Below are 19820 nucleotides of genomic sequence, written 5' to 3' on the forward strand. Positions count from 1 at the left end.
CGAGGCCTGCCGCACCGCTATCGACGGCGCCGGCGCAGTGCCGATGCCGAGTCAAGTCGCGTACTATAAAACTGCGCTAATAAGACAGCAAAAACTGAATTACCGCTATCGCAATACGGCCGGCCCCGGTATCGCTGACGCTGGGCGGGAGTGCTGGCGGGCCCCAAAAGGCGGATCTGCTGGCACGTCGGCCCTAAGCAGTAATAGTTCGCTCTAGCACTACACCGGCCAACGGCCGAGATACCGGGGATAGGCCCCGGACCGGCAACACGATGGGCCACCGAGGACCCGGCCGCGATGCCGGCCTTATTCACTATTCTTCACTGCCCGCCTTGCCCTGCCGCCAGGCCGGAAACCTCCGGCCGGCCGCGCCAGGCCAGGCAGGCGCCCCGTACCACTACCACCCCGTCTACCGGGGCGGGCAGACAACTACATTAGACTGCGCCACGCCCCTGAAGTTCTCGGGCGGCAAGGGCACAATCCGTCACGCAGGCCGTGCAGCACCGTTCCATGATCAAGTGACTAATTCCGCCACGCAATGCCGACTCGTTAACCCTTCAGTTAACACTGAAGTTAACGGCCCAGCCCCCATCGGGACGCGCCGGACGAGTGCCGCCGCGCACGCTGCTACCGTGGCCATCCGCCTGATTTACCTGAAAATGGACGGGGAAAACTCTCTATTTTACCGTAAATACCCTTGTCAAGCACGCTTTAATATCGCGCAACGCTGCGAAAGTTCCTGGTAGCGTTCACGATCGGCGGCTTCCTTCAACCCGCCCTTGGCTAATTCGGCCATTTCGGCCCGCAGGGAGTCGAATTCGATACGGTGCAGCGCATCCTCCCACTCGGCTTGCGGGTGAGGCAGTTCCTCCTGCCCCAACACGTCCGCGCTCATGCTGCGCAGCACCAGGTGGATGTCGGATTCCGGATCGGCGGCCTCCAGCAGCGCTCCCAGATGGCGGGCGCCGCTGCTCTGCGCCAGGACGATCAGGTCCCGCACCATACCAAGGTGGGGCCCCCGGTCGATAACTTCAAGTTGCTGGTCGCCCATGGTGTCCACCAACTCGGGATGCGACAGCAGCAACTGCAGCAGCCGCTTGGCCAGCGTGGGAACAGGACGGCGCGGTTCGATCACGCCGCCGACCTCGTTTTCCCTGCGCCAGCCGCCCTTGCCCTTGCCCTGCCCTTTACCGAAACCGCCGCCACCGCCCTGCTTGCGCGGCTGCCATCCCTGTCCCTGGCCCGGGGGGTTCCCGCCACCCGGCGGTTCTGTCCCCATATCAGGAATAGGCTCATAGTCGTAGAGCGCCCCATCGAAGTCGCCGTCCAGGTAGCCGGGCACCTCGAAGGACGGCGTACCATCCTCGGCCACCGCTCCCTGCTCGCCTGCCGCGCCCTGCGGTGCCGGACGCGGCTCCGCCGCCGACGCGGCGCGTGCTTCCGCCGCGCGGGCCGGCTGGGCGCCATCCGCCGGGGCCCCATAGGGCTGCGGCTTGGCCTGCTGCGCCATGATCAGCGTCATTTCCTCGGGCGTCAGCTGCACCTGTCGTGCCAGTTCGCGCTCGATCTGTATGCGCAGGGCGCAAGGCGGAATCATCGCGATGAGCGGCTTGGCCTCGTGCAGGCAGGCCGCGCGGCCTTCGGCCTCGGCCAGGTTATGCCGCTGGCCCAGCTCGTCGAGCAGGAAACGCGACAAGGCGGGGGCTTCCGCCATGCAGGCCCGGAAGGCTTCCGCGCCGAACTCGCGAACGTAGGAATCCGGGTCGTGCTCATCCGGCAGGAACAGGAAACGCAGCGTGATATCGTCGCGCAGCAAAGGCAGGCAGGCCTGCAAGGCCCGCCAGGCGGCGCGCCGGCCGGCCTTGTCGCCATCGAAACTGAAGATCACCTTGTCGCTGGCGCGCAGCAGCTTCTTCACATGGTCCGGCGTGGTGGCCGTGCCCAGCGTGGCGACGGCATTGCCTATGCCCAGCTGTGCCAGGCCGACCACGTCCATATAGCCTTCGACCACGATGACCTGGCCTTCCAGCCGTATGGCCTGGCGCGCTTCCCACAGGCCGTAGAGTTCCTGCCCCTTGGAGAAGACCGGCGTCTCCGGCGAATTCAGGTACTTGGGCTCGCCCTTGCCGATGATGCGGCCGCCGAAGCCGATCAGCGCCCCCCGCGCGTTGCGGATGGGAAACATGATGCGTTCGCGGAAGCGGTCGTACCGGCGGCCGTCCTCCGACTCGATCACGAGCCCGGATTCGACCAGCACCGGGTCGTCATAGCGGGGAAATACCTGCATCAGGCCCTGGCGGTCCGTACCGGACCAGCCCAGGCCGAACTGCGCGGCGATTTCGCCGGTCAGCCCGCGCTGCTTCAGATAGCGGATGGCCGGCGCAGAAGCGCGCAATTGCTTGAGGTAGTAGGACTGGGCCGTATCCAGGGCCTGGGTGTGCCGCGAAACTTCTTCTTTGCGCCGCGCCGATTCGGCGCGCTGCTGCGGACTACGCCTGTCCTCCTCCGGCACCGCCAGGCCAACCGACCCCGCGAGCGTGCGCACGGCCTCGGGAAAACTGGCACCGGTGTGTTCGATCAGGAAGGTGATCGCACTGCCATGCGCGCCGCAGCCGAAGCAGTGATAGAACTGCTTGGTGGGGCTGACAGTGAAGGAGGGACTTTTTTCGTTGTGGAAAGGGCAAAGACCAAGCAGGTTGGCGCCGCCCTTCCGCAGCTGCACGTATCGCCCGACTACGTCGACGACGTCGACCCGGGCGAGCAGATCCTGTATGAATGATTCAGGAATCAATCAGATTCAAGGAATCAAAAAATACAGATCAGTACAGACGGGGGGGCAGTTGCTGGCTGCGAATGCGCTTGTAGTGACGCTTGACCGCGGCGGCATGCTTGCGCTTGCGCTCGGCGGTGGGCTTTTCGTAGAACTCGCGCGAGCGCAGTTCGGTCAGCAGACCCGTTTTTTCAATGGTGCGCTTGAAGCGACGCAGTGCGGCTTCAAACGGCTCATTTTCCTTCAGACGAACGATGGGCATAAATCGACTCAGTTATTCCCGATGCAGTTAACCAAAACAGGTCACCCACACAGGAGGTAGAGGGTAAGTGACAACCAGCGATTCTAGCATGGAATTGCTAGTCCCCGGAACCTTTTCTCGTCCAGGCCTCCAGCTGGTGCGGCCGCAGGCTGTCGTAATCCTCGAAAGGCTGGTGTATCCAGGGATTGGTCGGCAGCTTGTCGACATAGAAGTCGGGTTCCACATGCGAGTGGCCCTTCCACCACAGGACGGCGCTGCGCAGCTCCGTAATGGCGGGAAACTGCTGCTTCAGGTGCTCGCGCACCTTGTTGAACGTCAGGCCGGTGTCCACCATGTCGTCCACCAGCAACACCCGGCCGGACAGGCTGCCGCGGGTAATGGTGATGAATTGGGCGATGTCCAGGGCCCCTTGCTTGGTGCCGGCAGCTTCGCGATAGCTGCTGGTGGCCAGGATGCCCAGCGGGACGTCGTAAATGCGCGACAGGATGTCGCCCACCCGCACGCCGCCGCGCGCCAGGCACAGGATCTGGTCGAATTTCCAGCCGGAACGGTGCACCTGCAGGGCCAGGCGCTCGATCAGCTGGTGGTAGTCGTCCCAGCTGACCCACAGGTCTTTGTCGGTACTCGGAGGCAAGCTCATCGACGGCCACTCCTTGGTTCTGGACAGGATCTGGATGGTTGGGAACGGGCGCTGGCGGACCAATGCAATACCGCCCGGCCCGCCCTTCTTCCGAAGGACGGCGCCGGGCGGCGGCCCGGGCAGCCTGCCCGGATTATCCCTTCAGGGGATTGCGCAAGACAATGGTTTCGTTGCGGTCGGGGCCGGTGGAGACCAGGTCGATCGGCACTTCGCAGACCTGGGCCACGCGCTCCAGGTAGGCGCGGGCGGCGGCCGGCAACTTGTCGTATTCCGTGATGCCGACAGTCGATTCCGACCAGCCGGGCAATTCCTCGAACACCGGCTCGGCCATTGCCACGGCATGCGCGCCATAGGGCAGCACGTCGCGGAATTCGCCGTTGACGCGGTAGCCCACGCCCAGGCGGATGGTTTCCAGGCCGTCCAGCACGTCCAGCTTGGTGATGCACAGGCCGCTGATGCCGTTCAGGCGCACGGAGCGCTTGAGGGCGGCGCCATCGAACCAGCCGCAACGGCGCGGACGCCCCGTGACCGAGCCGAATTCCTTGCCCACATTGGCCAGGCGCGCGCCGATTTCGTCGAGCAGTTCCGTGGGGAACGGACCCGAACCGACACGCGTGGTATAGGCCTTGGTGATGCCCAGGACGTAGTCCAGCGACTGCGGACCGACGCCGGCGCCGGCCGCCGCCGCGCCCGCCACGCAATTGCTGCTGGTGACGTACGGGTAGGTGCCGTGGTCGACGTCCAGCAAGGCGCCCTGGGCGCCTTCGAACAACAGGCGCTGGCCGGCCTTCTGGGCGGCGAACAGATTGCTGGACACGTCGCGCACCATGGGGGCGATCCGGGGCGCGAGCGCCATCGCCTGGTCGCGCACCTCGGCGGCGGAAACCGCCGGCGCGCCCAGGTACTGTGTCAGCACGAAGTTGTGGTATTCAAGCAGTTCACCCAGTTTTTCGTCGAACAGGGCCGGATTGAACAGGTCCTGCACGCGCAGGGCGCGGCGGGCGATCTTGTCCTCGTAGGCCGGGCCGATGCCGCGACCGGTGGTGCCGATCTTGGCTTCGCCCTTGCGCGCTTCGCGCGCCTGGTCGATGGCGACGTGGTAGGGCAGGATCAGCGGACAGATCTCGGAAATCTGCAGGCGCGAGCGCACGTCCAGGCCGGCCGCCTCCAGTTCCTCGATTTCCTTGAGCAGGGCCTCGGGCGACAACACCACACCGTTGCCGATGTAGCAGGTCACGCCGGGATGCATGATGCCCGAGGGAATCAGGCGCAGGATCGTCTTCTTGCCGTTGATCCACAGGGTATGGCCGGCATTGTGGCCGCCTTGGAAGCGGACGACGCCATGGACCGACTCGGCCAGCCAATCGACGATTTTGCCCTTGCCTTCGTCACCCCACTGGGTACCGATGATGACTACGTTCTTGCTCATGATCGAAATGAAAGTCGAGTTTCAGGGGGAAATCAGCCGATTTCCCGGGACCTCCCGGCGACGGGAGGAGTGAGTCAAATCAAATCTTGCGGACCGTCCAGGCGCCGTCCTGCTGCGCCAGTTCGCGGTCGAAAATGAATTCATCCTGGTCGTGCTCATGGCCAGGCAGGGTCTGGATGACGATATCGCCACCCTGGCGCAGCTCGCGCACCGCCTGCGCCAAGGCGGCGTCCTGTCCCCACGGCGCGCGCACCGCGCTGGCCCGTTCGGCCGGCGCCAGGCCGGCGGCCAGGCGGCGCAGGTCCAGGCTGAAGCCGGTGGCCGGGCGGGCCCGGCCGAAGGCGCGGCTGACGTTGTCATAGCGTCCGCCCGTCACCAGGGCGTTGTGCCAGCCTTCCGCATAAAGCGCGAAGGTCACGCCGGAATGATAACCATAGCCGCCCACGTCGCCCAGGTCGATGCTTACCGGCAGGTCCGGCAGGTAGCTCAGCAGTGCGTCCAGGGAGTCCAGCGCCCGTTCGATGCCGGGCAAGGCGGGCAGTTCCCGGCGCGCGCGCGCCAGCTCGGACGAGTCGCCGTACAGCGTGGTGAGCGTACGCAGGGCGTTGACGGTGTGCGCGGACGGGCCGTTGGGGCGTCGCGCCAGGTCATCCAGGCCGGGAATGTCTTTTTCCCGCAGCAGGCCCATGATGGTTTCGATATGGGGCTGGGCGGCGGGGTCCGCGTCCACGATGGCGCGCACGACGCCCGGGTGGCACAGGTCCAGGCGCGGCCGCACGACACCGGCGATGCGCACGGTTTCCAGCACCAGGCGGATGATTTCCAGGTCCGCCTCGACGCCGGCATGGCCATAGATCTCGGCGCCGATCTGCAGCAGTTCGCGGCTGGACAGCAGGTCGACCGGCTTGGCATGCAGCACGGTGCCGCAATAGCACAGCCGCGTCACGCCGGGACGGTTCAATAGATGCGCGTCGATGCGCGAAACCTGCGGGGTCATGTCGGCCCGCACGCCCAGCGTACGGCCGGACAGCTGATCGATCAGCTTGCAGGTGCGCAGATTCAAGTCCGTGCCGGTGCCCGACAACAGGGAATCGATGTATTCGACCAGGGGCGGCGCGACCAGCTCGTAACCGTATGTGCGGTAGAGATCGAGCAGTTCGCGGCGCAGTTCCTCGATGCGCCGGGCCTCGGCCGGAAGGATGTCGGCCAGGCTCTCGGGCAGCAGCCAGTTACCCATGATGATGTGTACCTGATAACGCCTTTGATTCATGCATGGGCGTCGCCGGAACCTGACGGGTAAGCAACGCCCAAACGAAAAGCGGCTGAGGGGCGTAAGCCCGCTCAGCCGCGCGGAATTTTGAATAGCTTACGGGGTATTGTACATGAGGAATCGAGGAAAGAAAAAAGGCGCGCCGGGGCGCGCCTTTTTCATGGCGGAGGGGCCGGCCAGGCGGGCCAAACCAGGCTGCCCAGGCGGGCCCCGCCTGCGACCGTGACCGTGACCGTGACCGTGACCGTGACCGTGACCGTGACCGTGACCGTGACCGTGACCGTGACCGTCGCCGTGGCCGTGGCCGTCGCCGTTGCCGTCGCTGTGGCCGAAGCAAGCTCGGCTGCGGGCCCCTGCCCGCCTCAGCGGGCGGGAGCCGGCGCCGCGGCGGGCGCGGACGGGCTGCCCGGCAGGCCGCCCTGGGCGCCGGTGGGCGCCGCCGGGTTGCCCATCGAGGACTTGAAGAACTGGAAGAATTCCGAGCTCGGGTCCACCACCAGCAGGTCGCTGGGCTTGGAGAACGCGGTCCGGTAGGCTTCCAGGCTCTTGTAGAACGTGTAGAAGACCGGATCCTTGCCATAAGCCGCGGCGTAGACGCTGCTGGCCTGGGCATCGCCCTCGCCCATGATGGCCTGCGCCTTGGCATAGGCTTCGGCCAGGATGACCTCGCGGCGGCGGTCGGCTTCGGCGCGGATTTTCTCGCCTTCGGCGGCGCCGATGGAGCGCAGTTCGTTGGCCACGCGGGTACGCTCGGCTTCCATGCGGCGATACACGGACTCCGAAATCTCCGGCGCGAATTCGATGCGGCGCAGGCGCACGTCGACGATCTGCACGCCCAGGGGCTCGGCGCGCTTGGCGACGTTGGCCAGGATTTCCGCCATGACTTTTTCCCGCTCGGCCGACACCACGTCCTTGACGGTACGCACGTTGACGGCGGCGTTCAGCGCATCGCGGATCTGCGCTTGCAGGCGTTCCTGCGCGGCGCGCTCATTGCCGCCGAAGGTCACGTAGTACAGGCGCGGGTCGGCGATGCGCCATTTCACGTAGGAGTCGATCAGCAGGTTCTTCTTCTCGGACGTCTGGATGCGTTCGGCATCCGTCGATTCGATGGTCAGCACGCGCTTGTCCAGCGTGACGACGTTCTGGAACGGCGGCGGCGCCTTGAAGTACAGGCCGGGTTCGTTGATGACCTTGCGCACTTCACCCAGCGAGAACACCAGGGCGTAATCGCGCTCGCGCACGATGAAGACGCAGGACGAGGCGGCGGCCAGGATGATCAGCAGGCCAACCAGGATGGGCAAAAGACGTTGCATGCGAGTAGCTCCTCCGGTTAGCGCGACAGACGGTCGCGAGGCAGCGTATTGCTGTTGCTGCCGCTGTTGCCGGATTGCTGCCCGGAAGTGCGCGGAGGCTGCGGTATCGACGGCTGGCTGGCGCCAGGCAGGCTGCCGCCCGTGGCGGGCGCCTGCTTGCCGGCGTCCTGCGCCGCCTGCTGGATGATCTTGTCGATGGGCAGGTACAGCATGTTGTTGCCGTCCTTGCCGTCGATCATGACCTTGCTGGAGCGCGAATAGATCTCCTGCATGGTCTCCAGGTACATCCGCTCGCGCATCACCGCGGGTGCCTTGCGGTATTCGCTCACGATGCTGTTGAAACGCGCCGTATTACCCTCGGCGTCGCCGATGACCTTGGCCTTGTAGCCTTCGGCCTGCTCCGTCATGCGCGACGCCTGGCCCGAGGCCAGCGGCACGACCTGATTGGCATAGGCCTGGCCTTCGTTGATCTGGCGCTCGCGGTCCTGGCCGGCCTTGACGGCGTCGTCGAACGCGGCTTGCACCTGTTCCGGCGGCTGCACGTTCTGGATGGCCACGGTGCTGACCTGGATGCCCGTGTGGTAGCGGTCCAGGATCTGCTGCATCAGCGCCTGCACTTCGGTGGCCACGTTGGTGCGGCCTTCATACAGCACATAATCCATGGGCTGCTTGCCGACGATCTCGCGCATGGCGGTCTCGGCCGCCTGGCGCACCGATTCATCCGGGTCGCGCGTGCGGAACAGGTAGTCCGGGGCGCCGTCGGCGCGCAGGCGATACTGCACCACGAATTGCATGTCGACGATGTTCTCGTCGGTGGTGAGCATCAGGGCCTCGGGCAGCACCTTGTTGCGCGAGCTGCCGCGGAAACCGACCTCGAACGTGCGCAGTTGCGACACGTTGACGGTTTCCTGGTTCTGGAACGGATACGGCAGGCGCCACTGGAAGCCGGCCTGCGACGTGCTCTTGTACTTGCCGAACTGGGTGACGACCGCCACCTGGCCTTCCTGGACGATGTAGAACCCGCTGGCCAGCCACAGCGCCACCAGCACCAGGACGATCACTCCCAGCCCGATGCGGGCATTGCGCGGCGAAGGCGACGGGCCGCCGGTGCCGGTGGGCCGGTTGCCGCGGCCTCCGCCCTTGCGGCCGAAGATGGCGCCGATACGGTTATTGAAATCGCGCCAGACCTCGTCGAGATCCGGCGGACCATCGCCATTGCCCTGGGGGCGGCGCGGCGGCTCGTTGCCGTTTTGGTTGCCACGCCCCCAACCGGGATCATTCAGATTGAACAGTTTGGATATTAGACGCATTGTTTCCCGCAATCTGACCAGCCTCTGCAATTGCCCCGCGCAACGCATCCAGACCGGCGCGCTCGGCGGCGCTTACAAACACCCGCGCAATCGTACCATGCGCGTTCCGGTCGACCCGCGGCGCCATTTGGACGCGGTCGATCTTGTTATAGACCAGGATGACCGGAATGGTTCCCGCGCCGATTTCCTCGAGGACCTTTTCGACCTCGTGGATCTGTTCGTCGCGCTGCGGGCTGGCCGCGTCGACCACGTGCAGCAGCAGGTCGGCGTGCACGGTTTCCTCCAGCGTGGCGCGGAAGGCGGCGATCAGGGTGGGCGGCAGGTCGCGGATGAAGCCCACCGTATCGGATAGCACGACCGACCCCGCCCCTTCGATCCAGATGCGGCGGGTGGTGGTATCGAGCGTGGCGAACAACTGGTCGGCCGCGTAGGCGTCGGCGCGGGTCAATGCGTTGAACAAGGTGGACTTGCCGGCGTTGGTATAGCCGACCAGCGACACCGACAAGGCGCCGCCGCGGGCGCGGGCGCGGCGCTGCGTCAGGCGCTGGCGCTCGACCTTCTCCAGCCGTTCGCGCAGCACCTTGACCTTGGCGCCGATCATGCGCTTGTCCATTTCCAGCTGCGACTCGCCCGGACCGCGCATGCCTATGCCGCCGCGCTGCCGCTCCAGGTGGCTCCACATGCGGGTCAGGCGCGTGGTCAGGTGCTGCAGCTGGGCCAGCTCGACTTGCAGCTTGCCCTCGTGGCTCTTGGCGCGCAGCGCGAAGATATCGAGGATAAGCGCGACCCGGTCGACCACGCGCAAGTTGAAGGCGCGCTCCAGGTTGCGCTGCTGGGCAGGCGACAGGGGGTGGTCGAACAGGACGATGTCGGCGTCATGGGCCTTCGCCAGCAGCACCGCCTCGTCGACCTTGCCCGTACCGATGAAGTACTTCGCGTCGGGACGATCGCGCCGGGCCTTGACCGTATCGACGATCTCCGCGCCCGCGCCGCGCGCGAGCATGGCGAATTCCTCCGCATGCGCGACGTAGTCGGGATTACCCAGGTCGACACTGATGATCAGGGCTCGCATAGGGCGCTAAACCTCCAAGCGTTGAACCACGGGCACTGCGACCGGCGGCTCAATGCAAAACATACTCGAAAAAACCGGAGCCCCAGCGAAAATGCCCGCCGACACGAAAACGTGCGGCGGGCAAAGGAACTGCGTGGCCGGAGCGGACTTTACTCAGCGGGGATTTCCACCTGGAAGTTGACCGGACGGGCCGGCACAACGGTCGAAATGGCATGCTTGTAGACCATTTGGGTCACGGTATTGCGCAGCAGCACCACGTATTGGTCGAAAGATTCGATTTGTCCCTGCAGCTTGATGCCGTTCACGAGATAGATGGACACCGGCACATGATCTTTGCGCAGCGTATTCAAAAACGGATCTTGCAAGGTTTGCCCTTTATTGCTCATTGGCCAGGCTCCATTGTGTTGTTTTGAGGTGGTGGCGAACGCCGAAATCGTTACTCTACAGGGTTTTCCCGGGCGGTGCCACTTAAGTTGAACCCAAAGATGCCACCAGAAATTTCAGCCGAAAATGCCCTTCAGCGCTTGCACCAAGCTGTGGCATTCGGCATCGGTTCCCACCGAAATACGCAAGAATTGGTCGATGCGCGGATGGCGGAAATGGCGCACGATAATGCCTTCTTGCCGCAGCGCAGCAGCGAGTTGCGCCGCATCGCGACCAGGGTGCCGGGCGAACACGAAATTGGCCGCCGAGGGCAACACCTCGAACCCAAAACCGTGCAGATCGGCCGTCAACGCGTCGCGCGTACGCACCACGGCGGCGCACGTCTGCTGGAAATAGGCGTCGTCCTCGATGGCGGCGACGGCGCCGGCCAAGGCCAAACGGTCGATGGGATAGGAATTAAAGCTGTTCTTGACGCGGTCCAGGCCCTCGATCAGGGCGGTTGAACCGATGGCATAGCCGACCCGCAGGCCCGCCAGCGACCGCGATTTCGACAACGTCTGGATCACCAACAGGTTGTCATGGCGCGCGACCAGGGGCACGGCTGACTCGCCGCCGAAATCGATATAGGCCTCGTCGACCACCACCACCACATCGGGATTGGCCGCGACGATACGTTCGATGTCGCCCAGCGGCAGCGCACGACCCGTCGGTGCATTGGGATTGGGAAGAATGACCGGGCCGGCGCCCTTGCCCGCCCCCGGCAGGTAGTCGGCCGGGTCGATGCGGAAGTCGGTGGTCAACGGCACCGTTTGCTGGCGTATGCCGTAGAGACCGCAGTACACCGGATAGAAGCTGTACGTAATGTCCGGGAAACGCAGCGGCGCGTCATGGTTGAGCAGGGCCTGGAAGGCCAGCGCCAGCACCTCGTCCGAACCATTGCCCACGAATACCTGGGCCGGCTCGACGCCGTAGCGCCGGCCTATGGCCTGGCGCAACTGCTCCGCGCCCGGATCAGGATAGAGGCGCAGGCTGTCGTCGCAGGCGGCGCGTATGGCCTCCAGCACCTTGGGCGAGGGACCGTAGGGATTTTCGTTGGTGTTCAGCTTGACCAGGTTGCGCAGCTTGGGCTGCTCGCCCGGCACGTAAGGGCTGAGGCCGGCGACCACCGGACTCCAGAAGCGGCTCATGGACCTATCCTCGGGGAATTATTTGTCCTTGTCCTGCGCGTAGGGATTGTGCGAGGACTTGAATTCGATGCGCAACGGCGTGCCGCCCAGGTCGAAGGCGTTGCGGAAACGCGTTTCCAGGTAGCGGCGATAGGAGTCCGGCACGGCATCCAGGGCATTGCCGTGCACGATGACCAGCGGCGGATTCTGGCCGCCCTGGTGGGCATAGCGCATCTTGGGCCGGAAGATGCCCTTGCGCGGCGGCGGCTGCTGCTCGACGGCGGCCTGCAGTTCGCGCGTCAGCCTGGGCGTGGACAACTTGGCGAAAGCAGCGGCATGCGCGGCGTTGACCGACTTCAACAAGGCCTTCACGCCAGCCCCCTTCAGGGCCGAGATCGTGTGCATGCGGGCGAACGACAGGAAACGCAGCTTGCGTTCGAACTCGCGCTGGATGCGTTCGCGCTGGTCGGCATCCAGGCCGTCCCATTTGTTGATTGCCACCACCAGCGCACGCCCGGTTTCGAGCACGAAGCCGGCGATGTGCGCGTCCTGCTCGGAAATCTCGGTCTGCGCGTCCAGCATCAACAGCACCACGTTGCAGGCCTCGATGGCCTGCAAGGTCTTGATGACGGAGAACTTTTCCACCGCCTGGAAGACCTTGCCGCGCTTGCGCAGGCCGGCGGTGTCGATCAGCGTATAGCGCTTGCCGTCGCGCTCGAATTCGATTTCGATGGCGTCGCGGGTGGTGCCGGGCATGTCGAACGCGATCACGCGCTCTTCGCCCAGCAGGGTATTGATCAGGGTCGACTTGCCGACATTGGGCCGGCCGACGATGGCCAGCTTGATGCGGTGATCCGCGGGCAAGGGTTGGTACTTGCCCTGCGACGGCGTATCGCCGTCTTCGCCGTCTTCGCCGGCGGCTTCCGCCGCATCGTCGAATTCGCCGGCGTCATCCATGTCCGAACCGGGCTCCGGTTCCGGGTCGACCAGGTCGCGCAGGGCCAGTTCGATCAGGTCGACGATGCCGTCGCCATGCGCGGCCGAAATGGGACGCGGCTGGCCCAGGCCCAGCTCATGGAAATCGGCGGTGGCGGCCATGCCCATGCCTTCGGCCTTGTTGACCGCCAGGATGATGCGGCGCTGCCCCGAGCGGCGCAGCAGCGCGGCAATCTCGTGATCGTGCGCGTTGACGCCCGCGCGGCCGTCGACCAGGAAGATGACGACGTCGGATTCCGCGATGGCCTGCTTGGTCTGGCGCGCCATTTCCAGCAGGATGCCGTCCTTGGCCACGGGCTCGAACCCGCCCGTGTCGATGGCGATGAACGGATAGTCCCCCACCCTGCCCTCGCCGTAATGACGATCGCGCGTAAGGCCCGAGAAGTCCGCGACCAGGGCCGCACGCGAACGCGTCAGGCGGTTGAAGAGGGTGGACTTCCCGACATTGGGGCGGCCTACCAGGGCGACGACAGGTTTGAAAGGCACGGAAGAAGCGGTATCAGGTTCGAGAAAAATCGCCGGAATGGCGGAAAAATGTTCAGTTGGTGCTGAGCATCACCAGGTTGCCGTTGCCCGTCTGCACCAGCACGCCTTGCGTCGTGGTGGTCAGGGGCGAGACCACGGCATCGCCCCCTACCGAGATGCGCGCCAGCAGCTGGCCGCTGTCGCGCGACACGAAATGCACGTAGCCATCATAATCGCCGACGGCAACCGCGCTGCCGATCACGGTCGGCGCGGTCAGGTGGCGATTCTTCAGGTTGTCCTGCTTCCAGAGCTGCTGTCCGCTGCGCAGGTCGAAACCATACAGCACGCTGCTCTGGTCCGGCGCATAGACGCCATGGTCATCCACGGCCAGGCCGACGGTGCTGGAGAAATCCTTGTTCCAGATCGGGCGGCCGCCCTGCGAGACGTCGAAGCAGACCACGCGGCCCTGGTAGGCAACGGCGCACATCAGCGGCCCCAGCAGCCTCGGCGCGCCGACCACGTCCGTCAGGCGTTCCAGGTCGCTGCCGCCCTTGGGCGTGGCCACGGTGCCTTCCCACTGCACGTCGCCGGAGCCGGCGTTGATGGCCATGAGCTTGCCGCCCGGCAGGCCCGTCAGGACCAGGCCCTGGGCGATCACCATCTGCGCGTTCGAACGCAGGGCCAGCGCCGGGCCGGGGCGCTGCACGCTCCAGACGCGCTCGCCGCTGTTCAGGTCGAACGCCTGGATGCGATAGTCGCTGCTGCGCACCACCGCCACGCCATTGCCGACCGCCGGCGGGATGTTGACCTCGCTGGTGGCCTGCGCCTTCCACTTGACCTTGCCGGTGTCGTCGAAGGCGATGACCTGGCCCGAGGGAGTGGCCACCACCGTGGTGGAACCGTCGCTGCCCGCGCCGGCCGACAGCTTGTCGGTGGAGACGGTCCAGATGGCGCGGCCGCTGAGCAGATCGTATTTGCCGACCTTGCCGTTGGGCGTGGCGGCGTAAACGGTATCGCCGACGACGGTCGGCAGGAAACCCAGGCCGCCCCCGCTGCCGATGGAGACCGACCAGGCCTGGTGCACCGACATGCCGGCCTTGTACTCGGTCAGCGGCGTCGGGTCATAGCGCTTGTCGTCCTTGGAGAACAGCGAGCAGGCGCTCAGGGCGACAGCGGTAGCCACGCAGGCGGCCAGCGTGAAAAAACGGCGGATAACAGGCGTGAACATCGGAATCAGGCTCCGGCGAGGGCATCGAGTTTGAGTTGCACGACAGGCACCAAGGCGTTGGATTGCCCCAGGCCGTCGATCGCATTCTGGTAGGCGGTGCGCGCTTCCTGGGCCTTGCCCTGGGCAGCCAGCACGTCGCCACGGCGATCGGCGAACAACGCGGCGAAGGCCGGCGGCGGATCGCTCAGTTGCGCCAGCGCCTCATCGTATTTCTTCTGGTCCAGCAGGATGCCCGCCAGGCGCAGCTTGGCGACCGGCTGCAAGGCGGTCTCGCGCTTCTGCGCGGCCAGCCATTCGAGCTGCTCGCGCGCGCCATCGATGTCGTTCTGCGCCTGCAGGGCCTGCGCGGCCACCAGCACGCCGCGTCCGGCATAGCCCGTCTTGGGATAGTCGCTGCGCAAGGTGCCGGCGGCGGCCTTGATGCGGGCGCTGGCGTCGGCGCCGCCCAGCCGCGCGGCATCTTCCAGCGCCTCGAAATACCCCATGGCCTGGCGACTGACGTGGCCCTGATAGGCGCGCCAGCCATTCCAACCGCCCCAGGCCAGGGCCGCGACCGCCACCACGATGCCCACCAGCAGGCCATATCTGGCCCACCAGGCCTTCAGCGCGTCGAGCTTTTCCTGTTCTTCGAGATCGTATGCCATGCTAACCCTTCGATTTCAAAACCTGTGCGAGCTCGGCCAGCGGCACCTGCTGCTGCGCGTCGCCCTGCGCGCCGTCGGCGCGCAGATATTTGATGCTGGCCGCCTGCGCGGCCACTTCGTCGGCGCCAAGGATAACCGCAACCCGGGCGCCGCTGGCGTCGGCGCGCTTGAATTGCGACTTGAAGCTGGCCGAACCGGCGTGCACGATAACGGAAAGACCGGCATCGCGCAGGGTTTCACCCACGCGGGCGGCCAGGCGCTGGGCCGCGTCCCCCTGGTGCACCACATAAATTTCACATTCGGGCACCGTGGCGGCGGGCGCCGTCTGGTCCCACAGGTCCAGCAGGCGCTCCATGCCGATGGCAAAGCCCACCGCGGGCGCCGGCTTGCCGCCCAGCAGCTCGATCAGGCCGTCATAGCGGCCGCCGCCGCACACCGTCCCTTGCGAGCCAAGACGGTCGGTGACCCACTCGAACACGGTCAGGTTGTAGTAGTCCAGGCCGCGCACCAGGCGCGGATTCAAGCGGTACGAAATGCCGGCATCGTCGAGCAGGGCGCACACCCCGTCGAAGTGGGCGCGCGACTCGGCGCCGAGGAAATCGAACAGCTTGGGCGCGCTGTCGGCCATGGCCTGCATGGCCGGGTTCTTGGTGTCCAGCACGCGCAGGGGATTGCTGTACATGCGGCGCTGGCCGTCCTCGTCCAGGACGTCGCGATGCTTTTCCAGGTGCTCGATCAAGGCGGCGCGATGCGCGGCGCGCTCTTCGGCCTGGCCCAGCGAGTTGAGCTCCAAACGGACGTCCGTCAGTCCCAGCCGCTTCCACAGGCGGGCCAGCATGATGATCAGTTCGGCGTCGACGTCCGGGCCGGCGAACCCCAGGGCCTCGACGTCGATCTGGTGGAACTGGCGGTAGCGGCCGCGCTGCGGACGCTCGTGACGGAACACGGGACCCAGCGAATAGACGCGCTGCGGACGGTCGTACAGAAGGTTGTGCTCGATGGAGGCGCGAACGATGCCGGCCGTCATCTCCGGGCGCATGGTCAGCGATTCGCCGTTGAGCGCGTCGGTGAAGGTGTACATCTCTTTTTCGACGATATCGGTGACTTCGCCGATGCCGCGCGCGAACAGCCGGGTATGCTCCAGCACCGGCGTGCGCAGGTTGCGATAGCCGTAGGCGTGCAGCCACTCGCGGACGATTTCCTCGAATTGCTCCCAACGGGCGCCCACGCCCGGCAGCACATCATTCATGCCGCGGATGGCGGCGACTTTCTGGAACGCTTGCGTCATGTCCTTGGGCATGGCGGCCGCCTGCCGGCGGCCCCACGCCTCACCTTTTGCTTATTGTGAGACCGGCGCGCCATAGCGGCGCGCCACGTAGTTTTCGACAATGGCCTGGAATTCCTCGGCGATATGGTCGCCCTTGAGGGTCACCGTCCGCTCGCCATCGACGAAGACGGGCGCGGCCGGGACCTCACCGGTGCCAGGCAGGCTGATGCCGATGTCGGCATGGCGGCTTTCGCCGGGGCCGTTGACCACACAGCCCATGACCGCCACATTCATGTTTTCCACGCCGGGATACCGGGTGCGCCAGACCGGCATCTGGCGCCGCAGATAGGACTGGATGCTGTCGGCCAGTTCCTGGAACACCGTGCTGCTGGTGCGGCCGCAGCCCGGGCAGGCGACGACCATCGGGGTGAAGGCGCGCAAGCCCATGCTTTGCAGGATTTCCTGCGCCACCACCACTTCGCGCGCGCGGTCGCCGCCCGGCTCGGGCGTGAGCGAGATGCGGATGGTGTCGCCGATGCCTTCCTGCAGCAGCACCGCCAGCGCGGCCGTCGAAGCCACGATGCCCTTGCTGCCCATGCCGGCCTCGGTCAGTCCCAGATGCGCCGGATAGTCGCAGCGCGCGGCCAGGTCGCGGTAGACCGCGATCAGGTCCTGCACGTGGCTGACCTTGCACGACAGGACGATCTTGTCGCCCGCCAGGCCAAGTTCCTCGGCGCGCCGGGCATTGCTGATGGCCGACACCACCAGGGCGTCGCGCATCACCGCCTGCGCTTCCCAGGGCTGGGCGCGCCGGTTGTTTTCGTCCATCTTGCGCGCCATCAGCTCATGATCCAGGCTGCCCCAGTTCACGCCGATGCGCACCGGCTTGTCGTAGCGGCAAGCCACTTCGATCATCTGCGCGAAATTGTCGTCGCGCCGCTTGCCGCCGCCCATATTGCCGGGGTTGATGCGGTACTTGGACAGCGCCTGCGCGCAATCGGGAAACTGCGTCAGCAGCTTGTGCCCGTTGTAGTGGAAGTCGCCGACCAGGGGCGTCGACACGCCCATGCGATCGAGCTGCTCGCGGATGGCGATGACCTCGCGCGCGGCTTCGGGGGTATTGACCGTGATGCGCACCAGCTCGGAGCCCGCCTGCGCCAGGTCGCGCACCTGGATGGCGGTGGCGATGGCGTCGGCGGTGTCCGTATTGGTCATGGACTGCACGACCACCGGCGCATTGCCGCCGATGGTGACGACGCGGTCGCCCCAGCGGACAGCCACGGCGCGCGTGCGGTGGCGCGCCGCCGCGCCCACCACGGGGGGAGGATTATCCTGGCAGGGCAAGGGCCCGCGGGGCAAAGTCGATTCTTCCATGTCTGGCGTCGTAATCTGAACGCGGCGGACAGCGGCGCTGGGGCCGGCTCAGCCCGCCTGCCTGGATAACCAGGCGGGAACCCAGTGTTGCGGCAGCCAGCCCTGCCAATAGGCATAGGCCAGGCCCGCGGCCACCACCACGAGGATGACGATCAGCCAGCCCCAGGACGAGGAGCCGCCGCGGTCTTCATCCACATGGGCGCCGCCCGTGGTCGAATGCAAGGGCCCTTGCACCAGCCTGGCGGGCTGGGCGGCGTGCATGCTGGGGTCCAGCGAGGCGAGGATGGCCTGCGGATCGGCGCCCAGCAGGCGCGCGTAGCTGCGAACCAGGCCGCGCAGCGAGATACCCTTGGGCAGCTCGCTCCACTGCTCGTTTTCCAGCGCGTCGATCTGGCGCGGCGCGAACTTGATGCGGCTGGCCACTTCTTCCAGCGACCAGCCCTTGCTCTTGCGCAGCGAACGCAATGCCGCCCCCACGGATTCGCTCCCCGCTTGCGCGACGGTCTCGGATACGGGTTGAGCGGCTTCTTGCGTCATGCATGCACCTGTTTGATCGGAATGGCCCGGCGCTGCGCGGCAATGCGTTCCGTGATCTTGGTACGGTCGCGCACTTCGCCCGCCAGCTGGCCACAGGCGGCGTCGATATCGTCACCACGGGTCTTGCGCACCGTGGTGATGACGCCGGCATCCATCAGCCGCTGCGCGAAAATGCGTACGCGCGCCATCGGCGAGCGCTTCAAGCCGGATTGCGGGAAGGGATTGAACGGGATCAGGTTGAGCTTGCAGCGCACTTCGCGCGCAATCGCAACCAGTTCCCGGGCATGCTGGTCGGAGTCGTTGACGCCGTCCAGCATGACGTATTCGAAGGTAATGAAATCGCGCGGCGCGTACGCCAGGTAGCGATTGCAGGCCGCCAACAGCTCGGCCAGCGGGTACTTGCGATTCAGCGGCACCAGTTCGTCGCGCAGCGCGTCGTTGGGCGCGTGCAGCGAGACGGCCAGGGCCACCGGGCAGTCCTGCGACAGGCGGTCCATCATGGGCACCACGCCCGACGTGGACACCGTGACGCGGCGGCGCGACAGGCCATAGGCGTTGTCGTCCAGCATCAGGCGCAAGGAGGTCAACACCTGGTCGTAGTTGAGCAGGGGCTCGCCCATGCCCATCATGACCACGTTGCTGACCACGCGATTGTCGGCCGGCGCCGTGGCTTGAACGCCCTCGGCGGCCGGCAGGCGGGCACTGGCCAGGTCCGCTTCGAGCACCTTGCGGGCCCACCACAACTGGCCGACGATTTCGCTGGCGTGCAGGTTGCGGTTGAACCCCTGGTGCCCGGTGGAACAGAAGCGGCAATTGACCGTGCAGCCGGCCTGGCTGGAAATGCACAGCGTGCCGCGATCATCCTCGGGAATGAACACGGTTTCGATGGCATTGCCCTGCCCGACGTCGAACAGCCATTTGCGGGTGCCGTCGGACGAACGCTGCTGGGTCATGACCGGCGGCGCCTCGATGACGCAGTTCTGCGCCAGCTGGCCGCGAAAGTCGCGCGCCAGGTCGGTCATGGCGTCGAACGAATCGGCGCCGCGCTGGTGCACCCAGCGCTGCAACTGCTTGGCGCGGAAGGGCTTGCCGCCCCAGCGCGCCACCAGCCCGGCCAGCGCATCGCCGTCCAGGCCCAGCAGGTTGATACGTTCAACGGTTTCCATGTCGCATTCGCCCCAGCCGGATCAGCGGCTGTGGATGTTGATTTCGGGGAAGAAGAAAGCCACTTCGACGGCGGCGGTTTCCGGCGCGTCCGAACCGTGCACGGCGTTGGCGTCGATGCTGTCGGCGAAGTCGGCGCGGATGGTGCCGGCGGCGGCCTTCTTGGGATCGGTGGCGCCCATCAGGTCGCGGTTCTTCTGGATGGCGTCTTCACCTTCCAGCACCTGGACGAAGACAGGACCGGAAACCATGAAGTCGACCAGGTCCTTGAAGAAGGGGCGTTCCTTGTGCACAGCGTAAAAACGCTCGGCGTCAGCGCGCGACAGCTGCTGCAGGCGGGCAGCGATCACCTTCAGGCCGGCCTGCTCGAAACGGGCCACGATCTGGCCGATAACGTTCTTCGCCACGGCGTCGGGCTTGATAATCGAGAGGGTACGTTGAACAGACATGAAAACTCCAATAAAAACAGGGACTTCTAATAGGTTTATAGCAACCGGCCATTCTAGCATGCCTATAAGGGCCGTCTACA

18 protein-coding genes are annotated in these 19820 nt (G+C 65.8%); all 18 read right to left on the reverse strand.

Features of this window, described 5'->3' with window-relative positions:
- Positions 1–700: 700 nt before the first annotated feature.
- The 18 genes from dnaG to ndk all read right to left on the reverse strand — a co-directional run bounded on the left by dnaG (position 701) and on the right by ndk (position 19740).
- Positions 701–2791, reverse strand: coding sequence for a DNA primase (gene dnaG / locus C7R54_RS04285; RefSeq protein ID WP_129148913.1), 2091 nt, complete (start codon positions 2789–2791; stop codon positions 701–703).
- A 28-nt stretch (positions 2792–2819) separates the two neighbouring features.
- On the reverse strand, positions 2820–3032 hold the full coding sequence (gene rpsU, locus C7R54_RS04290) for a 30S ribosomal protein S21 (protein ID WP_006218592.1): 213 nt from the start codon (positions 3030–3032) through the stop codon (positions 2820–2822).
- 97 nt (positions 3033–3129) lie between these two features.
- Positions 3130–3672 carry a phosphoribosyltransferase gene (locus C7R54_RS04295; RefSeq protein WP_129148914.1) on the reverse strand — a complete coding sequence of 181 codons (543 nt, stop codon included), beginning with the start codon at positions 3670–3672 and terminating at the stop codon, positions 3130–3132.
- 133 nt (positions 3673–3805) lie between these two features.
- Positions 3806–5101 (reverse strand): adenylosuccinate synthase, encoded by a 1296-nt coding sequence (locus C7R54_RS04300; protein ID WP_129148915.1) that lies wholly within the window; start codon positions 5099–5101, stop codon positions 3806–3808.
- A 79-nt stretch (positions 5102–5180) separates the two neighbouring features.
- Complete coding sequence (locus C7R54_RS04305; RefSeq protein WP_129149443.1) at positions 5181–6338, reverse strand: ATP phosphoribosyltransferase regulatory subunit; 1158 nt, start codon at positions 6336–6338, stop codon at positions 5181–5183.
- A 395-nt stretch (positions 6339–6733) separates the two neighbouring features.
- Complete coding sequence (gene hflC, locus C7R54_RS04315; protein WP_129148916.1) at positions 6734–7684, reverse strand: protease modulator HflC; 951 nt, start codon at positions 7682–7684, stop codon at positions 6734–6736.
- A gap of 17 nt (positions 7685–7701) precedes the next feature.
- Positions 7702–8994 carry an FtsH protease activity modulator HflK gene (gene hflK / locus C7R54_RS04320; protein ID WP_129148917.1) on the reverse strand — a complete coding sequence of 431 codons (1293 nt, stop codon included), beginning with the start codon at positions 8992–8994 and terminating at the stop codon, positions 7702–7704.
- On the reverse strand, positions 8960–10066 hold the full coding sequence (gene hflX, locus C7R54_RS04325; protein ID WP_129148918.1) for a GTPase HflX: 1107 nt from the start codon (positions 10064–10066) through the stop codon (positions 8960–8962). The genes hflK and hflX overlap by 35 nt, the downstream gene beginning before the upstream one ends.
- 149 nt (positions 10067–10215) lie before the next feature.
- Complete coding sequence (gene hfq / locus C7R54_RS04330; protein ID WP_057652584.1) at positions 10216–10452, reverse strand: RNA chaperone Hfq; 237 nt, start codon at positions 10450–10452, stop codon at positions 10216–10218.
- Positions 10453–10566: 114 nt separating this feature from the next.
- Positions 10567–11637 carry a histidinol-phosphate transaminase gene (gene hisC, locus C7R54_RS04335; protein WP_129148919.1) on the reverse strand — a complete coding sequence of 357 codons (1071 nt, stop codon included), beginning with the start codon at positions 11635–11637 and terminating at the stop codon, positions 10567–10569.
- Between the two features lie 18 nt (positions 11638–11655).
- Entirely contained in the window at positions 11656–13098 is a 1443-nt protein-coding gene (der, locus tag C7R54_RS04340) for a ribosome biogenesis GTPase Der (protein WP_129148920.1), read from the reverse strand.
- 52 nt (positions 13099–13150) lie between these two features.
- A complete protein-coding gene (gene bamB, locus C7R54_RS04345) occupies positions 13151–14305 on the reverse strand; it encodes an outer membrane protein assembly factor BamB (RefSeq protein WP_129148921.1) in 1155 nt (384 codons plus the stop codon).
- A 5-nt stretch (positions 14306–14310) separates the two neighbouring features.
- Positions 14311–14949, reverse strand: coding sequence for a YfgM family protein (locus C7R54_RS04350; RefSeq protein WP_129148922.1), 639 nt, complete (start codon positions 14947–14949; stop codon positions 14311–14313).
- 1 nt (position 14950) lies between these two features.
- Positions 14951–16237: a histidine--tRNA ligase gene (gene hisS, locus C7R54_RS04355; RefSeq protein ID WP_129149444.1), complete on the reverse strand. Its 1287-nt coding sequence runs from the start codon at positions 16235–16237 to the stop codon at positions 14951–14953.
- Between the two features lie 51 nt (positions 16238–16288).
- Positions 16289–17590, reverse strand: a complete 1302-nt coding sequence (gene ispG, locus C7R54_RS04360; RefSeq protein ID WP_129148923.1) for a flavodoxin-dependent (E)-4-hydroxy-3-methylbut-2-enyl-diphosphate synthase — start codon at positions 17588–17590, stop codon at positions 16289–16291.
- Positions 17591–17638: 48 nt separating this feature from the next.
- Positions 17639–18127 (reverse strand): helix-turn-helix domain-containing protein, encoded by a 489-nt coding sequence (locus C7R54_RS04365; protein WP_129148924.1) that lies wholly within the window; start codon positions 18125–18127, stop codon positions 17639–17641.
- A complete protein-coding gene (gene rlmN, locus C7R54_RS04370; RefSeq protein ID WP_129148925.1) occupies positions 18124–19293 on the reverse strand; it encodes a dual-specificity RNA methyltransferase RlmN in 1170 nt (389 codons plus the stop codon). Before rlmN ends, C7R54_RS04365 begins: the two co-directional genes overlap by 4 nt.
- Positions 19294–19314: 21 nt before the next feature.
- A complete protein-coding gene (ndk, locus tag C7R54_RS04375) occupies positions 19315–19740 on the reverse strand; it encodes a nucleoside-diphosphate kinase (protein WP_094854662.1) in 426 nt (141 codons plus the stop codon).
- Between the last annotated feature and the right edge of the window lie 80 nt (positions 19741–19820).

Source organism: Achromobacter aloeverae (assembly GCF_004121055.1).
GTDB classification, from domain to species: Bacteria; Pseudomonadota; Gammaproteobacteria; order Burkholderiales; family Burkholderiaceae_B; genus Bordetella_C; species Bordetella_C aloeverae.